The organism is Candidatus Magnetaquiglobus chichijimensis, from assembly GCF_045865675.1.
GTDB lineage: Bacteria > Pseudomonadota > Magnetococcia > Magnetococcales > Magnetaquicoccaceae > Magnetaquiglobus > Magnetaquiglobus chichijimensis.
This window is the reverse complement of record NZ_BAAFGK010000004.1, coordinates 1,987,896-2,007,355: the sequence shown is the minus strand read 5'-3', so window position 1 is coordinate 2,007,355 and position 19,460 is coordinate 1,987,896. Positions and strand designations below refer to the sequence as shown.

General features: G+C 63.0%; 19 protein-coding genes. 16 read left to right on the top strand and 3 right to left on the bottom strand.

From position 1 onward, the window contains the following. Positions 1-143: 143 nt before the first annotated feature. The 12 genes from ACOY6C_RS12855 to ACOY6C_RS12800 all read left to right on the top strand — a co-directional run bounded on the left by ACOY6C_RS12855 (position 144) and on the right by ACOY6C_RS12800 (position 11,922). A complete protein-coding gene (locus tag ACOY6C_RS12855; RefSeq protein ID WP_420905871.1) occupies positions 144-599 on the top strand; it encodes a CBS domain-containing protein in 456 nt (151 codons plus the stop codon). Then, the gene (tsaE, locus tag ACOY6C_RS12850) at positions 596-1,105 is read left to right on the top strand and encodes a tRNA (adenosine(37)-N6)-threonylcarbamoyltransferase complex ATPase subunit type 1 TsaE (RefSeq protein WP_420905870.1); all 510 of its coding nucleotides are present in this window, start codon (positions 596-598) and stop codon (positions 1,103-1,105) included. Before ACOY6C_RS12855 ends, tsaE begins: the two co-directional genes overlap by 4 nt. Then, positions 1,098-2,069, top strand: a complete 972-nt coding sequence (locus tag ACOY6C_RS12845; RefSeq protein ID WP_420905869.1) for an aminoglycoside phosphotransferase family protein — start codon at positions 1,098-1,100, stop codon at positions 2,067-2,069. Before tsaE ends, ACOY6C_RS12845 begins: the two co-directional genes overlap by 8 nt. A gap of 78 nt (positions 2,070-2,147) precedes the next feature. Continuing rightward, positions 2,148-2,861 (top strand): nucleotidyltransferase family protein, encoded by a 714-nt coding sequence (locus ACOY6C_RS12840; protein WP_420905868.1) that lies wholly within the window; start codon positions 2,148-2,150, stop codon positions 2,859-2,861. Positions 2,862-2,935: 74 nt separating this feature from the next. Beyond that, entirely contained in the window at positions 2,936-3,607 is a 672-nt protein-coding gene (locus tag ACOY6C_RS12835) for a protein-L-isoaspartate O-methyltransferase family protein (RefSeq protein WP_420905867.1), read from the top strand. Positions 3,608-3,640: 33 nt separating this feature from the next. Beyond that, entirely contained in the window at positions 3,641-4,885 is a 1,245-nt protein-coding gene (locus ACOY6C_RS12830; protein ID WP_420905866.1) for an aspartate kinase, read from the top strand. Between the two features lie 79 nt (positions 4,886-4,964). Further along, complete coding sequence (gene cimA / locus ACOY6C_RS12825; protein ID WP_420906121.1) at positions 4,965-6,563, top strand: citramalate synthase; 1,599 nt, start codon at positions 4,965-4,967, stop codon at positions 6,561-6,563. A gap of 56 nt (positions 6,564-6,619) precedes the next feature. Further along, positions 6,620-6,958, top strand: a complete 339-nt coding sequence (locus ACOY6C_RS12820; protein WP_420905865.1) for a P-II family nitrogen regulator — start codon at positions 6,620-6,622, stop codon at positions 6,956-6,958. Between the two features lie 3 nt (positions 6,959-6,961). Further along, positions 6,962-7,849 (top strand): cyclic nucleotide-binding domain-containing protein, encoded by an 888-nt coding sequence (locus ACOY6C_RS12815; RefSeq protein ID WP_420905864.1) that lies wholly within the window; start codon positions 6,962-6,964, stop codon positions 7,847-7,849. A gap of 26 nt (positions 7,850-7,875) precedes the next feature. Then, a complete protein-coding gene (locus ACOY6C_RS12810) occupies positions 7,876-9,273 on the top strand; it encodes an NAD(P)/FAD-dependent oxidoreductase (RefSeq protein WP_420905863.1) in 1,398 nt (465 codons plus the stop codon). Between the two features lie 205 nt (positions 9,274-9,478). Next, positions 9,479-11,284, top strand: coding sequence for a putative bifunctional diguanylate cyclase/phosphodiesterase (locus ACOY6C_RS12805; protein WP_420905862.1), 1,806 nt, complete (start codon positions 9,479-9,481; stop codon positions 11,282-11,284). Continuing rightward, entirely contained in the window at positions 11,281-11,922 is a 642-nt protein-coding gene (locus ACOY6C_RS12800) for a 3'-5' exonuclease (protein WP_420905861.1), read from the top strand. The genes ACOY6C_RS12805 and ACOY6C_RS12800 overlap by 4 nt, the downstream gene beginning before the upstream one ends. A gap of 103 nt (positions 11,923-12,025) precedes the next feature. Here the strand turns inward: ACOY6C_RS12800 and ACOY6C_RS12795 are convergent, their stop codons facing one another. Further along, complete coding sequence (locus ACOY6C_RS12795) at positions 12,026-12,346, bottom strand: hypothetical protein (protein ID WP_420905860.1); 321 nt, start codon at positions 12,344-12,346, stop codon at positions 12,026-12,028. Between the two features lie 167 nt (positions 12,347-12,513). Here ACOY6C_RS12795 and ACOY6C_RS12790 point away from each other — a divergent pair, with 167 nt between their 5' ends. Both ACOY6C_RS12790 and ACOY6C_RS12785 read left to right on the top strand, forming a co-directional pair. Beyond that, on the top strand, positions 12,514-14,262 hold the full coding sequence (locus tag ACOY6C_RS12790) for a WD40 repeat domain-containing protein (RefSeq protein ID WP_420905859.1): 1,749 nt from the start codon (positions 12,514-12,516) through the stop codon (positions 14,260-14,262). 105 nt (positions 14,263-14,367) lie between these two features. Beyond that, the gene (locus ACOY6C_RS12785) at positions 14,368-14,610 is read left to right on the top strand and encodes a hypothetical protein (RefSeq protein WP_420905858.1); all 243 of its coding nucleotides are present in this window, start codon (positions 14,368-14,370) and stop codon (positions 14,608-14,610) included. A gap of 293 nt (positions 14,611-14,903) precedes the next feature. Here the strand turns inward: ACOY6C_RS12785 and ACOY6C_RS12780 are convergent, their stop codons facing one another. Then, positions 14,904-15,572: a hemerythrin domain-containing protein gene (locus ACOY6C_RS12780; RefSeq protein ID WP_420905857.1), complete on the bottom strand. Its 669-nt coding sequence runs from the start codon at positions 15,570-15,572 to the stop codon at positions 14,904-14,906. A gap of 288 nt (positions 15,573-15,860) precedes the next feature. Here ACOY6C_RS12780 and ACOY6C_RS12775 point away from each other — a divergent pair, with 288 nt between their 5' ends. Together ACOY6C_RS12775 and ACOY6C_RS12770 are read left to right on the top strand one after the other, a co-directional pair. Next, positions 15,861-17,216 carry a hypothetical protein gene (locus tag ACOY6C_RS12775; protein ID WP_420905856.1) on the top strand — a complete coding sequence of 452 codons (1,356 nt, stop codon included), beginning with the start codon at positions 15,861-15,863 and terminating at the stop codon, positions 17,214-17,216. Positions 17,217-17,378: 162 nt separating this feature from the next. Continuing rightward, positions 17,379-18,002 (top strand): DUF3782 domain-containing protein, encoded by a 624-nt coding sequence (locus tag ACOY6C_RS12770; RefSeq protein WP_420905855.1) that lies wholly within the window; start codon positions 17,379-17,381, stop codon positions 18,000-18,002. Positions 18,003-18,044: 42 nt separating this feature from the next. On the opposite strand, the gene amrS is transcribed toward ACOY6C_RS12770, so the two are convergent. After that, complete coding sequence (gene amrS, locus ACOY6C_RS12765) at positions 18,045-19,112, bottom strand: AmmeMemoRadiSam system radical SAM enzyme (RefSeq protein ID WP_420905854.1); 1,068 nt, start codon at positions 19,110-19,112, stop codon at positions 18,045-18,047. Between the last annotated feature and the right edge of the window lie 348 nt (positions 19,113-19,460).

Sequence of the window (19,460 nt, the reverse complement as noted above, 5' to 3'; positions counted from 1 at the left end):
TCCTTGGGTCTTGAAGAGACGGTCGGGCTTGGCCAAACCGTCTTGGAGGGCGAAGGGAACTATTGCCGGTTTCCCGTGATCCAGAGTAACATGGAATCGTGAGGATATCGACCACGCTCGTTGAGGACCCAGGAGAGTCGGCGATGAAAGCCAAGGATATCATGGTGCGTGATGTGATCACAGCCCCCCCGGAGATGTCCGTGCGCGATCTTGCGCGTCTGCTCACCGAAAATCGCATCGGTGGCGTACCCATTGTCGAGGAGGGGCGCCTGTTGGGCATGGTCACCGAGGAGGAGCTGTTGTCCCAGGTCAAGACCATCCATCCGCCGCTCATGATCACCATCCTCGACGCGGTGATCCCCATTGCCGGGGAGTTCCGCTACGAGGAGGATCTGCGCCGCATGGCCGCCTCGACCGCGGGGGAGATCATGCGCATCGATCTGGAAGCGGTGGACGAGGAGACCGAACTGGCCGAGATCGCCACCCTGATCAGCGACCGGCATGTGGCGCTGGTTCCGGTGTTGCGGGGCGAGTCGCTGGTCGGGATCATCGGCAAGCGCGACGTCATTCGCGGCATGCTGGCGGATGATGCCGCGTGAGCGGAGCGGATGCGACCAGCTGGAGCGGTGAGAGCCGTTCCGAGGCCGAGACCGAGGGATGGGGTCGGGAGTTGGGCGATTGTCTGGCCCCTGGGGTGGGGGTGCTGCTGCGCGGCGATCTGGGGTGCGGCAAGAGCGTCTTTGCGCGCGGGGTGTTGCGTGGCCTGGGCGTGGCGGATGACTACATCACCAGCCCTACCTTCACGCTGGTGAACGGCTACGACGAGGGACGCCTGCCGGTGGCCCATTTCGACCTCTATCGGCTCTCCGATCCCGAGGAGCTGGAGGGGATCGGGGTGGAGGAGTATGTGGACGGGCGCGGCGTGGTGCTGGTCGAGTGGCCGGAACGCGGCGCGGGTGTCGATTTCGGCGCGGCGCTGGAGGTGCTGCTGGAGGATCGCGCCGACGATCCGGAATTCCGGCGCGTCACCTTGCGCGCCTCGGAGGGTTTGAGTCGGAGCTGTCTGGATGGATTCGTCGCCAAACGGAGTGCGGGACGTGGCTGAGAGGGCTCGGGATTTCATCGCCACCCATCTGGGGGAGGAGACGACCGTCCACAAGGTGGCGGGCGATGCCTCGTTCCGGAGTTATTACCGGGTCGCCTCGGCGCGCGGACGCTACATCCTCATGGATGCGCCGCCGGACAAGGAGGACTCCGCGCCGTTCGTGGATATCGCCCGGTTTCTGCGCGGCCATGGGGTGCCGGTGCCGGAGGTGGTCGCCGAACGGCTCGACCGGGGGTATCTGCTGCTGGAGGATTTCGGCGATCAGACCTACCTGAAGGCGCTCGAAGCGGGCGAGTCGCCGGAACGGCTCTATCGCGCGGCGGTGGAGACCTTGATCGGGATGCAGGACACTCCGGCGGATGGCCGCTGCGTGGCGCATGATCGTCCCTACGATCGGGCCATGCTGCGCCGGGAGTTGGCCCTGTTCACGGACTGGTACATCGAGGGGATCGTCAAAACCCCGATCACCTCCGAGGATCGCCTGGCCTTCGACCGGGTGTTCGACGTCCTGCTCGACCGGGTGCTCGAGCAGCCCTGGACCCTGGTCCATCGGGATTATCACAGCCGCAACCTGATGTGGTGCGACGGACGGGTGGGGGTGCTGGATTTTCAGGACGCGGTGATGGGGCCGATCACCTACGATCTGGCCAGCCTGTTGCGCGACTGCTACATCGCCCTCGATCGCCCGTTCCGCGAGGCGGTGATGGGGTGGTGGTTCGCCGACCCGCGCATTCGCGCCCGTTACACGGTGGATTGGCCGACTTTCCAGGCCGATTTCGAACGCATGGGGATCCAGCGCAATCTCAAGGCGATCGGCATCTTCGGACGGTTGTCGCTGCGCGATGGCAAGCATGGGTATCTCAACGACATTCCCCGCACCCTGGGGTATGTGCGCGAGACCCTTCCGGCCCATCCGGAGCTGGCCGAACTGGAACGTCTGATCGACCGCTACGCGCCGGGTTGAGACAGGGGGTGCGGGCATGCGGGCGATGATCCAGCCGTCGAACCAGGCCGTGCCGTTGCGGGTGGGGGAGTCGCCGGCATGCAGGCGATGATCCTGGCTGCCGGATACGGCAAGCGGCTGCGTCCCCTGACCGATACGCTTCCCAAACCGCTGGTGGAGATGGGCGGACGTCCGCTCCTCGACCACACCCTGACGCGCCTGGCCCACCTCGGGGTCCGCCGGGTGGTGATCAACGTGCATCACCTGGCGGACCGGATCGTCGATCACGTCGGGGATGGGGTGGTTTTTGGCCTGGAGGTGGTCTGGTCGCGCGAGGAGTCGCTGCTGGAGACCGGCGGCGGGGTGCGCCTGGCCTTGTCTCATCTTGGCGCCGAGCCGTTTCTGGCCGTGAATGGGGATGTGGCCTGGGATCTGGATCTGGCCTCCCTGGTCGTCGGGTTCGACGAGACGCGCATGGACGGGCGGTTGGGACTGGTTCCCACCCTGGATGGCGGACGCGGGGACTTCAGCATCGATCCGGTCGATGGCCGTTTGTGCCGCTCCGTGGACGGGGAGACGGGATGGATCTACTCCGGGTTGCAGATGATTCGACCCGGCGCCCTGGAAGGATATCCGATCGAACCGTTCTCCCTGAACCGTTTCTACGACGATGCCATCCGATCTGGCCGGCTGTTCGGCGTGGTGCTGGAGGGGTTCTGGGCCGACATCGGCACCCCGGAACGGCTGGAACGAACCCGCGCGGCGTGGAAAAACCGCTTTGCAATCGGTCCGGGGTTGGCATATAAAGGGTAATGCTGTTGACTCTTTTTTCGGGTTGCGTCCAGCGGGCGAAACCCGGTCGGGATGCGGGGGATCCGACCCCCTTCATGGATATTCAACAAAAGGGAATGATGACGATGGACTACAATCTGGCCCGGGTCAACATGGTCAAATCCCAGGCGGTGCCGAACATGGTGCTCGATGAGACGCTGCTCGCCGGCATGCTGCGGGTGTCGCGCGAGGCGTTCACCACGCCGGCCCACAGGATGTTGGCCTACTCCGACATGCCGGTTGCCTGGAACGATTCGGGCCGACGCTCCCTCACCCCGTTGCAGACCGGCCAGATGATTCAGGCGTTGGCCCTTTCCGCCGGGGATCGGGTGCTGGTGATCGGGGCCGGCAGCGGCTACGAGAGCGCCCTGCTCGCCGCCATGGGCATGAAGGTGTTCGCCCTCGAATCCGATGCCGAGCTGGCGGCGCGCGGGGCCAGGCTCACCGAGGGCGCCGACGTCACCTGGCGGGTCGCTCCTCTGGCCGACGGCTGGAGCGAGGCGGGTCGCTACGACGGCATCCTGATCTGTGGCGCTGTGGCGACGGTTCCCAACAAGATCGTCGGTCAGATGCAACCGGACGGGGCGTTGACCGCGATCCTGGGGTTGACCGGCGACGTGGTGATGCGGGGGGTGAAGATCTCGGGCGTGCCAGCCCGCGAGGAGGCGCTTTTCGATACCGTGGCCCCGATTCTGCCCGGTTTCGGCGATGGCGGGTTTCGGGTTTGAGGGGTTTCAACGTCAATCAGGGATGAGACAACCGTGAGTTTGATTGTACAAAAATACGGCGGGACCTCCGTGGGCACCATCCAACGGATCCGCAACGTGGCCGCGCGAGCGGTCGCGGCGCACCGCGCGGGACACCGCGTGGTGGTGACGGTATCGGCCATGGCGGGCGAGACCAATCGCCTGGTGGCCCTGGTGGAGGAACTCTCCGGCGGCGACTACAGTCAGCGGGAGTACGACGTGGTGGTGGCCACCGGCGAACAGGTGTCGATCGGTCTGCTGGCCATCGCCATCGACTCCCTCGGCGTGCCGGCCCGCTCCTATCAGGGGTGGCAGGTGCGTCTGGTGACCGACAGCGTGCATGCCAAGGCGCGCATCCTGGACGTGGAGGCGGCCAACATCCTGGCCGATCTCGACGCGGGCCGCATCGTGGTGGTGGCCGGCTTCCAGGGCGTGGACGAGCATGGCGCGGTGACCACTCTGGGGCGCGGGGGGTCGGACACCTCGGCGGTGGCGATCGCCGCCGGTCTGAAGGCCGACTTCTGCGACATCTACACCGACGTGGACGGGGTGTACACCACCGATCCGCGCGTGGTGCCCAAGGCGCGCAAGCTGGATCGCATCTCCTACGACGAGATGCTGGAGATGGCATCGCTGGGGGCCAAGGTATTGCAGACCCGCTCCGTGGAGCTGGCCAAGAAGTACAAGGTCCCCGTGCGGGTGCTCTCTTCCCTGGAGGAAGGGACTGGAACTCTGTTGACCGAAGAGGATGATGACATGGAACAAGTCGTGGTTTCCGCCATTGCGTTCAATCGGGATGAGGCCAAGATCACGGTCCTGGGCGTGCCCGACAAGCCCGGCATCGCCGCATTGATCTTCGGCACCCTGGCCGACGCCAACATCAACGTGGACATGATTCTCCAGAATGTCTCGGTTTCGAGTGGCGAGACCGACCTGACCTTCACCGTGCCCAAGGGGGATTTCCGCCAGGCGATGGAGGTGCTGAAAGGGCCCGTGGCCTCGATCGGCGCCCGCGATCTGGTGGGGGATCCGGACATCGCCAAGGTGTCGGTGGTGGGGGTGGGCATGCGTTCCCATTCGGGGGTGGCGCAACGGATGTTCAAGGCGCTGAGCGCCGAGGGGATCAACATCCGCATGATCTCCACCTCGGAGATCAAGATCTCGGTGGTGATCGACGAGAAGTACATGGAACTCGCGGTGCGTGCCCTGCACGCGGCATTCGAACTGGACAAGGACGCCGGAGATCGTGTCGGAAAGTGATCCGCATCAATCGGGTCGGGGGCGGGTGACCGCCCCGGCCAGGCCGTCCGGCAAGGGCGGCGGCAAGGGCGTGGGCGAGATGATCGCCATCTACGATACCACGCTGCGTGACGGTTCGCAGAGCGAGTCGGTGCAATTTTCGGTCGAGGACAAGCTGCGCATCGCCCGGCGTCTGGATCTGCTGGGCGTGGATTACATCGAGGGCGGCTGGCCGGGGGCCAATCCCAAGGATGAGGCCTTTTTCGCCCGTGCCAAGGATTTGAAACTGGAACGGAGCCGGTTGGTGGCGTTCGGTTCGACGCGGCGCGCGAAGGTGAAGGCCGAAGACGACACGGTTCTCAACGCCCTGCTGGCCGCCGGGACCGGAGTGATCACCATTTTCGGCAAGTCGTGGCCGTTGCATGTCACCCGCGCCCTGGGAATCGCGCCGGCGGAGAACCTGGAGCTGATCTTCGATTCGATCCGCCATCTCAAGGCGCGGACCGATCAGGTCTTCTTCGACGCCGAACACTTTTTCGATGGCTTCAAGGCCGATCCGGATTATGCCGTCAAGGCGCTGATGGCGGCGCGGGATGGCGGGGCCGACGGTCTGATCCTGTGCGATACCAACGGCGGTTCCCTGCCGGGAGAGATCGCCGCCATCATGAGACAGATCGCCCTGCCGGACGTCCGGTTGGGGATCCACTGCCACAACGATGGCGGGCTGGCGGTGGCCAACACCCTGGCCGCAGTCGAGTGCGGGGCCACCCAGGTGCAAGGCACGATCAACGGCCTGGGCGAACGGTGCGGCAATGCCGATCTGACCACCGTGGTGGCCAACCTGTTGCTCAAGATGGGACGTCACGCCCGTCTCGGGGTCGAGGGTCTGCCGCGTCTGACTGGGGTGAGCCGCTTCGTGGACGAGATGTGCAACCGCTCGCCACAGAAGAACCAACCCTTCGTGGGCGCGTCGGCCTTTGCCCACAAGGCCGGGGTGCATGTGGCGGCGATCCTCAAGGATCCGGTCACCTACGAACACATCGATCCGGAGCAGGTCGGCAACGAACGGCGCATCCTGGTTTCGGAACAGGCCGGACGCAGCAATCTGGTCCACAAGTTCCGTGAAATGGGCATCCTGGATGTGGATCCCAACGATCCTCGTTTGCAGGATCTGCTCAACGAACTCAAGGAGTTGGAGTTCCGCGGCTACCAGTTCGACGCCGCCGAGGCCTCCTTCGAACTTCGGGTGCGCAAGGCGCTGGGTCAGTTGCCGGAGTACTTCCTCGAGCAGGGGTTCCGGGTGATCGACAACCGCATGGTGCGCGATGACGGCGCGTGGATCATGGGAGCCGAGGCCACGGTCAAGCTGGTGGTGGGCGGGCAACCGGTCCACTTCGTCGGCGAGGGCAATGGTCCGGTGGATGCCCTGTACACCGTGTTGCGGCGCGCGCTGGAGTGGCACTATCCGGCCATCAACACCGTGACCCTGGTCGATTACAAGGTGCGCATCCTGCCCCAGGCGCTGGGCGGACGCTCCGGGACCGGCTCCATGGTGCGGGTGCTGATCGAATGGCGCGACGAAGAGCGTTCCTGGGGCACGGTCGGAGTGTCGGAACACATCATCGCCGCCTCCTACGCCGCCATCATGGATGCCTTGATTTTCAAACTCTACAAGGATGGCGCGACCCCGGCGGTATGACCGGGTAGTGGTGTGAATGATTTTTGGAATCCCGCAAGCATGAAGAAGGGTGAAACATGAAAAAAATCGAGGCGATCATCAAACCTTTCAAGCTGGATGACGTCAAGGAGGCTCTCTCCGAGGTGGGAATCCAGGGGATCACCGTCACCGAGGTGCGCGGTTTCGGTCGGCAGAAGGGCCACACCGAACTCTATCGCGGGGCGGAATACGTGGTGGATTTTCTGCCGAAGCTCAAGGTCGAGGTGGTGCTGGACGACGATCGGGTGGATCAGGCGGTCGAGGCGATCGAACGGGCGGCCCGGACCGGTCGGATCGGCGATGGCAAGATCTTCGTCACGCCCGTCGAGCGGGTGGTGCGCATCCGGACCGGCGAACGCGACGCCAATGCCCTGTAAGCGATGAGGGGGGGGCGGGAACTCGGCACCCATTTCCAGCCTGGCGAGGTCATCTTTCGTCAGGGCGATCCCGCGCGTTGCATGTACGTGATCCAGAAGGGGAGGGTGGAGATCGTCATGGAGTCGGAGTTCGGGCCGCGTCACCTGAACTCCTTGAAGGATGGGGACATCTTCGGCGAGATCTCGCTGTTCGCCGAAAAGGCCCGCATCGCCACGGCGCGCGCCGTCACCGAGGTGCGCGCCCTGCAACTCGACGAGAAGACCTTTCTCTCCCGTTTGCATCAGGATCCCTCCCTGGCGTTCCGGCTGATCCGCAAGCTGGCGCAGCGCATCCACGAGCAGGATCACGAACTGATGCGTGATCACGCCGACGAGATGGAGATCTGCCCGGTCAGCGGCTTCACCAGTTACATCGATCTGGCCACCTTCCTGGAAACCGAGGTCAAACGGGCCAGACGACTCAAACAGACCATGGCCTTCGCGATCCTGGTGGTGGACGACTACGCCGGGATTTTGGAGAAGCGCGAGGAGGAGGTCGGCGAACAGGTGTCGCGGCGTCTCTCCGAGGTGATCCGCGAACATGTCCGTCGCACCGACGTGGCGGGGCGCTTCGGCGCGGATCGGTTTGGCATTCTGCTCTACGAGGCCGATGGCGCCTCGGCGGTGCATGTGTGCGAAAAGGTGCGCGCAGCCTTTGCCGCTCAGCCGTTCGAGGCGGCGGATGGGCCTTTCCATGCCACCGTGACCTGCGGGGTGGCGATTTTCCCGGAGCATCAACAGTCCGCCCAGCTGAATCAGGCGGCCTATCGGGCGTTCATGAAAGGAAAGACGCGCGGAGGCAATGGGGTGATGCTCGCGGAACCGGGGGTGGTGGAGCGGTCGCGGGCCTGATCAAAAAACACCAGGGGTGGCGATCGATGAAACTCGCGGATCAGTCGCGTGTGGCCGTGGTCGGGGGTGGACCGGCGGGATCGATGGCCGCCTATTTTCTGATGGAGATCGCCACGCGGGTCGGTTTGCGCCTGAACGTGGATCTGTACGAGCCGCGCAACTTCTCCCGGCATGGTCCGTCGGGGTGCAACATGTGCGCCGGCGTGGTCTCCGAATCCCTGGTGCAGACCCTGGCCGCGGAGGGGATCAACCTGCCGCCGATCGTGGTGCAGCGCGGCATCGACTCCTATGTGCTGCACACCAGCGATCAGCCGCCGGTGGCGATCGCCACGCCGGTGGACGAGTTGCGCATCGCCACGGTCTACCGGGGGGGCGGCCCGCGGGCGCCGGAGGGCGAACAGAAGTGGATCAGCTTCGACGGCTATTTGTTGGAGATGGCTCGCGAGAAGGGGGTGCGGGTGTTGTCGCGGCGGGTGGCGGAGTTGGCCATGGATGCCCAGGGACGCCCGATGGTTGGGGTGGGCAATGGCGAATTCGAGACCTACGACCTGCTGATCGGTGCCGTGGGGGTCAACACCGGGGCGATGAAGCTCTTCGAGGGGCTGGGCATTGCCTTTCAACAGCCGCCGGTCAAGCGCGGCTTCGTCTCAGAGATCCATCTGGGCGTGGAGACGGTGCAGAAGTATCTGGGCAACTCCATGCACATCTTTCTTTTGGATATCCCGAAACTCAAATTCGCCGCCGTGATCCCCAAGGTCGAGTACGCCACCATCTGTCTGTTGGGCGAGGATATCGACAAGGAGTTGGCGGAACGGTTCATGAACGATCCGGAGACCCGGAGCTGTTTTCCCCCGGAGCTGGATTGGCGGATCGGGGAGAAGGTGGCCTGCGGCATGGGTCAGGCGTGTCAGTGCGGGCCGAAACTCAACGTCGGGGCCGCGATCAATCCCTTTGGCGATCGGGTGGTGCTGGTCGGGGATGCGGCGATCTCGCGTCTTTACAAGGATGGGATCGGCGCGGCCTACATCACCGCCAAGGCGGCGGTGGTCACCGCGCTCTTTTTCGGGGTGTCGGCCAATGACTTCCGACGCCGCTACCAACCGGTGGTGGATGGAATCGCCAAGGACAACCGGATCGGGGCGATGATCTTCTGGGTCACGGTGTTCTATCAGAAATGGCTCTTTCTGCGGCGTGGCATGGTGCGGATGGTTCGTGGCGAGAGGGAGTTGCCAGGAGAACGACGGGACATGAGCCGGGTTTTGTGGGACACTTTTACCGGCAGCGCCACCTATCGGGAGATCCTGATGCGTGCGTTGACCCCTCGTTTCGTGTTCCGGCTGTTGCAGGCGACGTTGATGAGCGCCCTCTCGCGGACGATAGGCGGCGGGATGCGGGACGATCCATCCCGTCCATCATCCGGGTGAAGGCCGCTTGGGCATGGTCGTGGCGGGAAATGCGGGAACTCTTTCGACTTTCGGTTAATCATGGTGTATGATCGACTGATTGCATCAGGATGGGTTCTGTTTGAACATCGTGGTACCACCCGTCCGGGGGTTCCACGCCAGGAGGGGTGAGGGGGGTTCTCTCCCCAGGATGCACCATTCGTATCGCGGATGAAGAGCGAGGCCCATGATCGATCTGTCTGAAAAGAGAATGAGCCGCCCTATGGGCGGTGATGGTCGTCAGAATGCCCGGTTGCTCAAAATCCTTCTGGAGAACAGTGCCGATGGTGTGCTGCTGTTGGATCGGCGCGGCGTGATCCGGGGGGTCAACGATGCCTGCACCTTGTTGACCGGTTATACGACACGCGAGTTGAAGAACCGCCATATCCGGCGTTTCTGGAAGCACGAAGGGGTCGGCGATCAACTGACCACCATCGGAGATGCCTTGTGGTTCCGGGGATACTGGATCGGCCACATCACCCTGCCGGTCAAACGGGGTGGAACGGCTCGGTTCTCACTCAGGGTCATGGCCGTGCTGCCGGATCAGGGCCCGGTGCGTACCATCGTCGCGCAACTCGGCAGAATCGACGGTGGCGCGGCGGTGCCCGCCTTGTTGTTCGATCCCATGTCCGAGCATGGCTCCGAACGTCCCTTGTCAACGGAGTCGTCCGACTCCACCTGGGATCCCTTGACCGGCCTGCCCAACCTGGCGCTGTTTCAGGACCGCCTGCGTCAGGCCCTGTCCCAGGCCGCGCGTCGTCAGCACGCGGTGGGTCTGATCTTCCTGGATCTGGACAATTTCGCCGTGATCAACGACTCGCTGGGCCGGGAACGTGGCGACGAGGCGTTGCGGGAGGTGGCCCGTCGTCTGGCCCGGTGTCTGCGGACCAGCGACAGCGTGGCGCGCATCGGTTCGGACGAGTTCGCCCTGCTGCTGATCGACATCGACGATGTGACTGCCGCGGTGCGCAATGTCAGCGTGGTGGCGCGCAAGCTCCATGAGATCCTGGATGAGCCGATCGTCATGGGCAGCACGGAGTTGCGGGTGTCGGCGGCCATGGGGATCACCCTCTCCCCGCAGGATGGTCACGAGGCCGCCCAGTTGTTGAAAAATGCCGCCACCGCCCTGTCCCACGCCCGTCGTCGGGGCCGCAACAACTATCAGTTCTTCTCCCAGGAGATGACCGAAACCGCCAAGCGCCGTTTCGCGATGGAGACCAGTTTGCGTCATGCCATCGAACGGGAGGAGTTGGTGCTCTATTACCAACCCCAAGTGGATCTGGATACCGGCCTGGTGGTGGGCGCCGAGGCCCTGGTGCGATGGAGACATCCGGAACGGGGGCTGGTCTCCCCCATGGAGTTCATCCCCGTGGCCGAGGAGACCGGCTTGATCCTGCCGATCGGCGAATGGGTGCTGCGTACCGCCTGTCGTCAGTTGGCCGACTGGGGCCGGATGGGTCTGCCGATGATTCGCGTTGGGGTGAATCTGTCGGCCTTGCAGTTCCAGCGACAGGATCTGGTGAAGATCGTCGATTCGTGTCTCAAGGAGACCGGCATCGATCCGCAGTGTCTGGATCTGGAGATCACCGAAAGCGCCATCATGGAGGATGTGCAGAAGGCAGTGGATGTGCTCAACCGCATCAGCGCCATGGGGGTCAAGCTCTCCATCGACGACTTTGGCACCGGCTACTCGTCGTTGAGCCAGCTGCGCCATTTCCCCTTCAAGACCTTGAAAATCGATCGCTCCTTCATCCGCTCCATCGAGAACAATCCCGGTGACGCCGCGATCGTCAGCGCCATCATCGCCATGGCGCACAGTCTGCATCAGACCGTGATCGTCGAGGGACTCGAAACCGATGCCCAGTTGGAGATCATGCGCAATCTGAACTGCAACGAAATGCAGGGGTATCTGTTCAGCGCGCCCACCTCTGCCGAGGCTTTCACCGAAATGTTGCGGTGTGGCGCGTCGCTGTCGCCCAAGGAGGGGGTGTGAACGGTTTGTTTCCCCATCCGAGAGTTCCCCGCGAGTGGATGCGCAAGCTGACGCCCGAGGAGGTCAATCAACTGCCGGTGCGGCGCTGGGATGGTCCGATCCGTCTGATCCGCGACGACGCCGAGGCCGAGGAGGCTGCCGTCCTTCTGGCGCGCGAGTCGGTGCTCGGGTTCGATACCGAAACCCGTCCGTCGTTCCGCAAGGGCGAGAATTACTTTCCGGCCCTGGTGCAACTGGCGGGTGCCGAGACGGTCTATCTGTTCCAGCTTAAGGGGATGGAGCGTTTCGACGCCTTGTCCGCCATTTTGAGTGATCCGGCCAGGCGCAAGGTGGGGGTGGGGCTTAATTACGACGTGCGCGCCTTGCAGACGCTCTTTTCGTTTCAACCGCGCGGATTCATCGATGTCGGCGAGGTGGCCCGGCGTGCGGCGATCGCCAGTCAGGGGTTGCGCGGTTTGGCCGCGCATTTGTTCGGCATGCGCATCTCCAAGCGGGCCCAGTGTTCCAACTGGGAGAATCCGGAACTCAAGCCGTTCCAGCTGGTCTATGCAGCCACGGATGCCTGGATCAGCCGGGAGATCTATTTGCGCATGCACGAAACCGGGGTTTTCTCTTCGCCGCTGGCATCGATTGGGTGATCATCGGTTGGCGGGGATGAGGGGGGGTAACCCATCATGCAGGTTGCGGGTGCGGGTGGCGATGTGTGCGTCTGATGCGGCGTGAACGGCGCGGGGTGCGGAATCAGTGGACCGTGACCCGAGAGAACTTGCCGGGCTTGGTCTGGGTCGGCCAATCGTCGGTCTGGATCACCTCGTCGGTGAGCAGACGTCTGGCGCGGTGATGGATCTCATCCCACATCAGGGTGAGCTTGCCAAGTTGGGCCACCATCAGATCGGTGTCGGATGTGGGTGGGAGCGACTCGGTGGTGGTTTCGTCGGTGTCCCGGATCGAGGCGATGCCAATCAGCAGCGAACGACGGGCTTGGGCAGCGATGTGAGCGATTTTTTCCAGGGAGTGTGAATCCAGGTGGGTGAGATCGGCTTCAAACAGTCGCAAATCCATGATTCGTCTCCGGGTGCCACGCGATGTCCGACACGAGGGTGCTGGGGCGGATGGTCCACGCTGGCCATCATTCTATCTCACTATAATCTAAATTGCGTTCAAACGCCATGAAAAATGCGCACGGGATTCCTTCTTGGTTGCGAAAATCCCCCCCGGTTTGTTCATTCTTGTCTATCTTTTTGATTCTATTGTTTTCATCTTTTGTGGTTCCGGCAACGATCCTCCAGGCGGAGGAGCGCGTCCCCTCTGTCGGTCCGGTGCTGCGGGTGGAGAGCGGCATGCATGCCGGCCTGGCGCGGCGCATCGATTCCGATGCCGAAGGGCGTTATCTGGTGTCGGTTTCGGATGACAAGACCCTCAAGATCTGGTCGGTCGGGGATGGCCGGTTGCAATCCACCATGCGGGTGCCGATCGGCCTTGGCAACGAGGGCGCCCTGCATGCCGTGGCCTTTTCGCCCGATGGCCGGACCGTGGCGGTCACCGGTCAGACCGGTCCGGAGTGGGACGATGGCTATTGCATCTACCTGATCGACGTGCAGGGTGGGGAGATCCGGCGGCGCATCGTCAATCTTCCGGAGGCGGTGACCCACATGGCCTTTTCTCCCAACGGGGTGTTTCTGGCCGCCGTGTTCGGGGAGCGTGCCGGTCTGCAGGTGTTCACCATTCCGGACGGAACCCGGATTTATGCGAGTGAACCCTATCAGGTGCCAGCCAACTGGGTCGATTTCGCGCCGGATGGTCGCATGGTGGTCAGTTCCTACGATGGCGCCCTGCGCATGTACGATGCCAATTTCCGTCCCAGCGTGGCCAAGCAGTTGGCCAAGGGCGGCAAACCCCATGGGGTGGCCTTTTCACCGGATGGCAAGAAAATCGCCGTGGGCTTTCGCGATCGGGCCACGGTGGCGGTGTTGTCCGCGGATGATCTCACGTTGAGCTACCTTCCGGACGTCTCCGGCGTGGCCGGGAACCTCTGGACGGTCGGCTGGTCTGCGGATGGGACCCGTCTTCTGGGCGCGGGAAGCCATGCGGGGCGGGGGAAGTCGCTGATCCGCTGGTGGAGCCATGGCGGGTTGCCGGATGGCAACGGGCGCGGCGAGTATATGGATCTGCCTGCCTCGAATGGCAATGTGATGCAGATTCTGCCTCTCAAGAGTGGTGGCGTGGCCTTCACCGCTGCGGATCCGGCGTTGGGGGTGTTGGACGGGCAAGGGTTCGCGGTTTTTACCCGCGAGCGCGCCATCGCCAATTTCCAGGGCGGTGCCAGACGTCTGCTGGTTTCGGATCGGGGCAACGTGGTGGAGTTCGACTACGACGCCTCGGGGAGCAATCGGGGACGGTTTACGGTGGACAAGCTGTTGTTGCAGAGCGCTCCGACTCCGGGAGCCGGTTTGCATGAACCCCTGGTCGCCACGGACGAGGTGAACGTGACCGGTTGGTGGGGCGATGGGAGCAAGGTGACCTTCAATGGCATGGAGTTGTCGATGTCGGAGAAAGAGATCTCCTGTTCGTTGGGCATCGACGCCAAGAACCGCTTCTTTGCGCTCGGAAGCTCTTTCTCCCTGCGGCTTTACTTGCGTTCCGGGCAGTTGCGCTGGCAGGTGCATACGCCGGGTCCGGTGTGGGCGGTGAATGTATCGGGTAACGGGCAATGGGTGATCGCGGCCCTAGGCGACGGGACGATCCGTTGGTACGACGCCATGCGTGGCGAGGAGAGCATGGCGCTGTTCGTCTCCAAGGATCAGCAGCGCTGGGCGGTGTGGTCGGCGCGGAACTTTTTTGCCGTTTCTCCGGGCGCTTCGAGCCTGATTGGCTGGCACGTCAATCGTGGCAAGGGGCAATTGGCGGATTTTTATCCTGTCGGCCAGTTTCCGCAGTATCAGAACTCCGAGTTTTTCAAGACGTTATTTCAACAGTGAGGAGGCCGGATCGTATGGCATGGAACATGCAATGGTTTTCTGCAAAGATTAAGGCGTGTTCAGAACCTCTTTCGCTCTTGATGGATGCAGTCCCGGAGGCAAACCATGAAATACGTGGTGGAACTTTTCGATGGCAAACGGATTCGCGGCCTGTTGATGGATCGGCAACGCAAGGATGAACTGCTGGCCGCCCTTGACCACATCGACCCGGCGTTGGGGATGGTGGTGCTGGAGATCACGCCTCAACCGCTCTGGAAGGCAGAGCGGGAGGTGGAACAGAGCCGTCGGCGCACAATCGGCTGGATGGATCCGGCCCGTACCGTGCCGGTGGACCGCATGATGGCGTGATCGGTGGCACGGGGCTGACCAAGGCATCTGGGGCTGCCCGCCCCAGGCCCCGGCTGGAGTCATCTGGGGCTGCCCGCCCCAGGCCCCGGCTGGAGTTTCTGGGGCTGCCCGCCCCAGGCCCCGGCTGGAGTCATCTGGGGCTGCCCGCCCCAGGCCCCGGCTGGAGTCATCTGGGGCTGCCCGCCCCAGGCCCCGGCTGGAGTTTCTGGGGCTGCCCGCCCCAGGCCCCGGCTGGAGTCATCTGGGGCTGCCCGCCCCAGGCCCCGGTTCCCTTCCACGCCAGCAGGTCGCGCTTACACCGCCTGCATCGCCTTGAGCAGCGGTTGCACATCTCCCAGATGCATGTCCCCCATCGGGTAGAGCATCTGCTCTTCTTTGATGTTGTGTTGACGCATCAACACCATCAACGTGCTGGCGCTCCGGGTCACCCCGGAAACATCCCCGCTGGCGACCGCCTGTCCCATCTGACCGATCACCCCCAGCATCTGCCGATGCTCCATGCGCATCACCATGGTCGGACCCTGGGTCATGCCGGTCGTCTGCTCGAAGGCTGGGAAGAACCGCTTTTCCTCCATGTCGAAATGGTGCGTCATGGCGACCTGGAAGGCGGCAAACCGTTGCCGGGTCGTCTCCAGTTCCCCGGCCTGGGCGGCGTTTTCCATCTCGGCATAAAGCGCGTCGCACCGTTCGTGGTCAAATCCCATGAATTCGCTAATCCTGCGTATCCGTCCACCCGGCACCCGACGCACCGCCACGCGCCACCGCGCCGGACCGTTCTCCAGGGGCAACCAGTCGAACTTCCCCCAGTTGGAAGCCTGAAACGGCTCCAGCAGGGTTGCCAACGACGCGTCACCGATCAACTCCAGGGCGTTCCCCTCGGTCAGGGAGGCGAAACCGGCGTTCAAGCGCTCCAGACGGGTTGCGTCATCCACGCCCGTCAGATTCAATACCGTATTGTTCATGGTGTGTCCTTGTTTGTAAACTGGCATGATGGGGGAAGGCTCCCCTCGCCCCCCGGACCGTGGGCATCCCTTTCGGGAGTTTCACGATAAACTTGTGCGACGGTCCTGGCCTGCGACCGCCCCCTTCACCACCCCGTCGCGCGTTTGAACCCTTGATCGCGCCTTTGTCACGGCATGAAGATAAGCATCCGTGGTCATGACTGCCTTGACATTCATCAATCCTGGCGCAACGATCGCGAAAAAATATCATTCTCGCATCCATTCCCATACTTATAGAAGAGACTACCCATGCTACCCACCGCCGGACTGCGCATCGATCAGGCTCCTCCCATGAGCCTGCCGTTTCGTTTCTTCGCCACCGCGCCGCTGTTTCTCATGCTCGCCGGCGCGGGGATGGTCCATTGGGGCGACGAGCTTTTCATCGCGCCGCTCATGCCGGTCAGCGTGGCCACCCTGCATCTGCTGCTGATCGGCTGGATGGTGATGATCGTTTGCGGGGCGATGATCCAGATGATTCCGGTTCTGGCCGGCATCCCGGTCCCCTGGCCCGGAACCATTCCTTGGGTCCATGGCGGATTGATCGTGGGCACCCTCGCGTTCGCTCTGGGTCTGGCCAGCGAACCGATGGCGCCGGGTATGCTTGTTTTCGCGGCAGTCGTCCTGTTCATGGCCTTGGGCGGATTTCTTGTACCCATTGCCGCCGCGTTGGTCAAGGCTCCGGCGAAACATCCCACGGTCAACGGCATGCGGTTGGCCATGGCGTGCCTGGTCGGAACCGCGCTGTTGGGGGTGTTTTTCCTGGTGGAACATGCCTTTGGATTCATCGATCTCGACCGGCGCATTCTGGTGGGGATCCACCTTGCCTGGGGACTGCTCGGCGGCATGGGGGTGTTGATTCTCGGGGTTTCCTTTCAGATGCTGCCGATGTTCTACATGACTCCGGCCTTTCCCGCCCAGGAGTCACACCGCGTCCTGATCGGCCTGGCCCTCTCCCTGCTGCTGCTTCCTGTGGCACTGGTTGTCGCCGGCGTGGATGCCATCTGGGTCTGGATCGCCGCCTTGCCGGGCCTGGCTGGTTTGATCCAATACGCCATCACCGTCCGGAGCATGCTGCGCGAGAGAAAACGCAAACGGGTCGATCCCACCCTGCGCCTGTGGCTGTTCGGGTTTGGGTGCGCCGTGGCCGCGCTCGCCCTGCTCGCAGCATGGCCCGCCACCGAGGAGGGAGGGTGGCGGTTTCTTTTTGCCACCCTTTTTGTGTTGGGTTGGGTGACCCCTGTCATGATCGGCATGCTGCATAAGATTGTGCCGTTTCTGGTTTGGTTCCATCGTTTCAGTTCGCTGGCCGGACTGGTCGAGATTCCGATGATGGACGATCTCACCCCGGAGCGGGCCGTGGATGTTCAGGTGGCACTGGTGATCGGTTCGGTGGTGGCGTTGCTGGTGGGGATTCCGACCGGGTGGGAACCTCTGCTGGTGCTGGCCGGGACCGGCTGGATCGCGGTGGGGGGGATTCAGCTGTATGCGTTGTGGTTCGCTTTGCGCATCAAGCCGCCCGAAGCGCCGGTCATGCCGGATTTCGCCAGTTTCTTCAAGGATATGCCTGTCGCCCCCACGCCTGAGAACACCATGCCCGGAAGGTGAACCACGACAGGATTCGGGATCGATCCCCTTTTCGGGAAAGAGGTGAATCAGACTTGCGCGGTTGTTGATAAAGTTCTTGGAAATAACCTTGCTTCGTGCTATTGGTAAGCTTATAGGGTCGTTGGTTTCACACGATTGAGTATGGCGCGACGGAGACTTGAAATGAGCGATACCCTGACCGTGCAGGATGTTTGGAAAGCCTTCATGGAGACCGATCGACGCATGAAGGAGACCGACCAGCGCATGAAGGAGACCGACCAGCGTTTGCAGGAGAGCGATCGACAGTTCCAGGAGACCAAACGGTTCCTGCGCGAGATGTTCGCGGAGACCGATCGGCGCATGAAGGAGACCGATCGCAAGCTCGATCGGTTGGGCGGGCGTCTGGGGGAGTTCGTCGAGGGTCTGGTCGCTCCGGCCTGCAAGAATCTGTTTGCCCAGTGGGGGATCCCGGTGCATCAGGTCAGTCGGCGCGTGGAGGCGGATCAGCCCGGCGGACGCCACATGGAGATCGACCTGTTCGTGGTGAATACCGATGCGGTGGCCCTGGTCGAAGTGAAGAGCAAACTGTCGGTGGAGGATGTTCGGGAGCACCTGGAGCGGCTTGCCGAGTTCAAGGCGTTCTTTCCGCGCTACGCCGATTGTCGGGCCTATGGCGCCGTGGCGGCCATGGTGATCGATGAAAATGTGCGCCGTTTCGCGATTCACCAGGGGTTGTTCGTGATCGAACAGGCGGGTGAGACCCTGCGCATGGCCAACGAGGCGGATTTCGTGCCCCGCTGCTGGTAGAGATCGTGCGTGTCTTTTCGTGGTCCGCGCGGAGCGGCACCATCACACCTCCCCCACCCGCAGAGGTGTCCGACGCGCCCCCCAGGTGCCCGGAGTTTCTTGAAAACGGCCTGGAATGGCCATGCCGCACTGCTGGCAGCTCCCTTCGGGGGTGAGTCCCCAGCGTCCCAGTTGATAGCCGCGTCGTTCGATCAGAAGCTCCCCGCAACGGGGACACCAGGTGCTTCCGCTGCGCCAGTCGTTGACGTTGCCGGTGAAGGCGAAACGGATGCCGTTCTCCAGGGCGATGCGGCGTGCCTTGAGCAGGGTTTCGAGCGGGGTGCGCGCCAGGTCGCGCATCTGCCAATCCGGATGGAAGGCGGTGAAGTGGATCGGCACCTCGGGTCCCATCTCCTCGGCCACCCAGCCGGTCAGGGCATGGAGTTCCGCGTCCGAATCGTTTTGACCCGGAATCAGCAGGGTGGTCAACTCCACCCAGACGTTTGTCTCCCGCGCCAGGTGTTTCAACACGTCGAGGACCGGTTGCAAGTGCCCGCCGGTCAGTTTCCGGTAGAACGTTTCGGAGAAGGACTTAAGATCCACGTTGGCCGCGTCCATGTGCGAGAAGAACCAGGCCGCCGGTTCCGGCTCCATGTAGCCGGCGGTGACCGCCACCGAACGGACGCCGAGCGCCCGGCAGGCCAGGGCGGTATCCACCGCGTATTCCGCGAAGATCACCGGATCGTTGTAGGTATAGGCCACGCTCAGGCAACCGGCGCGGGCGGCGGCGGTTGCGATCATCTCCGGGGTGGCCTTCTCGGCGATGCGCTCCATGTGCCGGGATTTGCTGATGTCCCAGTTCTGACAGAACTTGCAGGCCAGGTTGCATCCGGCGGTGCCAAAGGAGAGGATCGAGGTGCCTGGATAAAAATGGTTCAACGGTTTTTTTTCGATCGGATCCACGCAAAAGCCGCTGGAGCGGCCATGGGTGGTCAGCACCAGACGATCGGACTCGCGGGCGCGCACGAAACAGAAGCCTCGTTGTCCTTCGGACAGCTCGCAGTGACGCGGGCAGAGTTCGCAGACGATTTTGTCGTTCTCCAGCGTGCGCCAGAAGCGGGTGGGTGTCATGGTGGTTCGGCTCCGTGCGATCCTTGATTTGCTTTGAGGGGAGACCCCCTTTACCCTCCTGATCATGGAACTCCCTGACGGGAGTTCCATGGTTAAGATGGCGTAACCATTCAGGCTCCGTGCATTTGGCGGGGTCCAGGGGCCAATGGCCCCTGGTGGAATCCAAAGGCAACGCCCGGGCCTCTTCCTTTGCCTTTGCATAGAGCGGGGTCCTGATATCGTTACAAGAGGGCGTGGGTGGCATCATCATACCCGAGGAAGCATTGAATTCCTATTCCATCTGTGGCTTAATAGGTATCGCCTGCGCGGTTGTTATGCATGTCGCGGGGGGGGTCGACGAACTTTCAA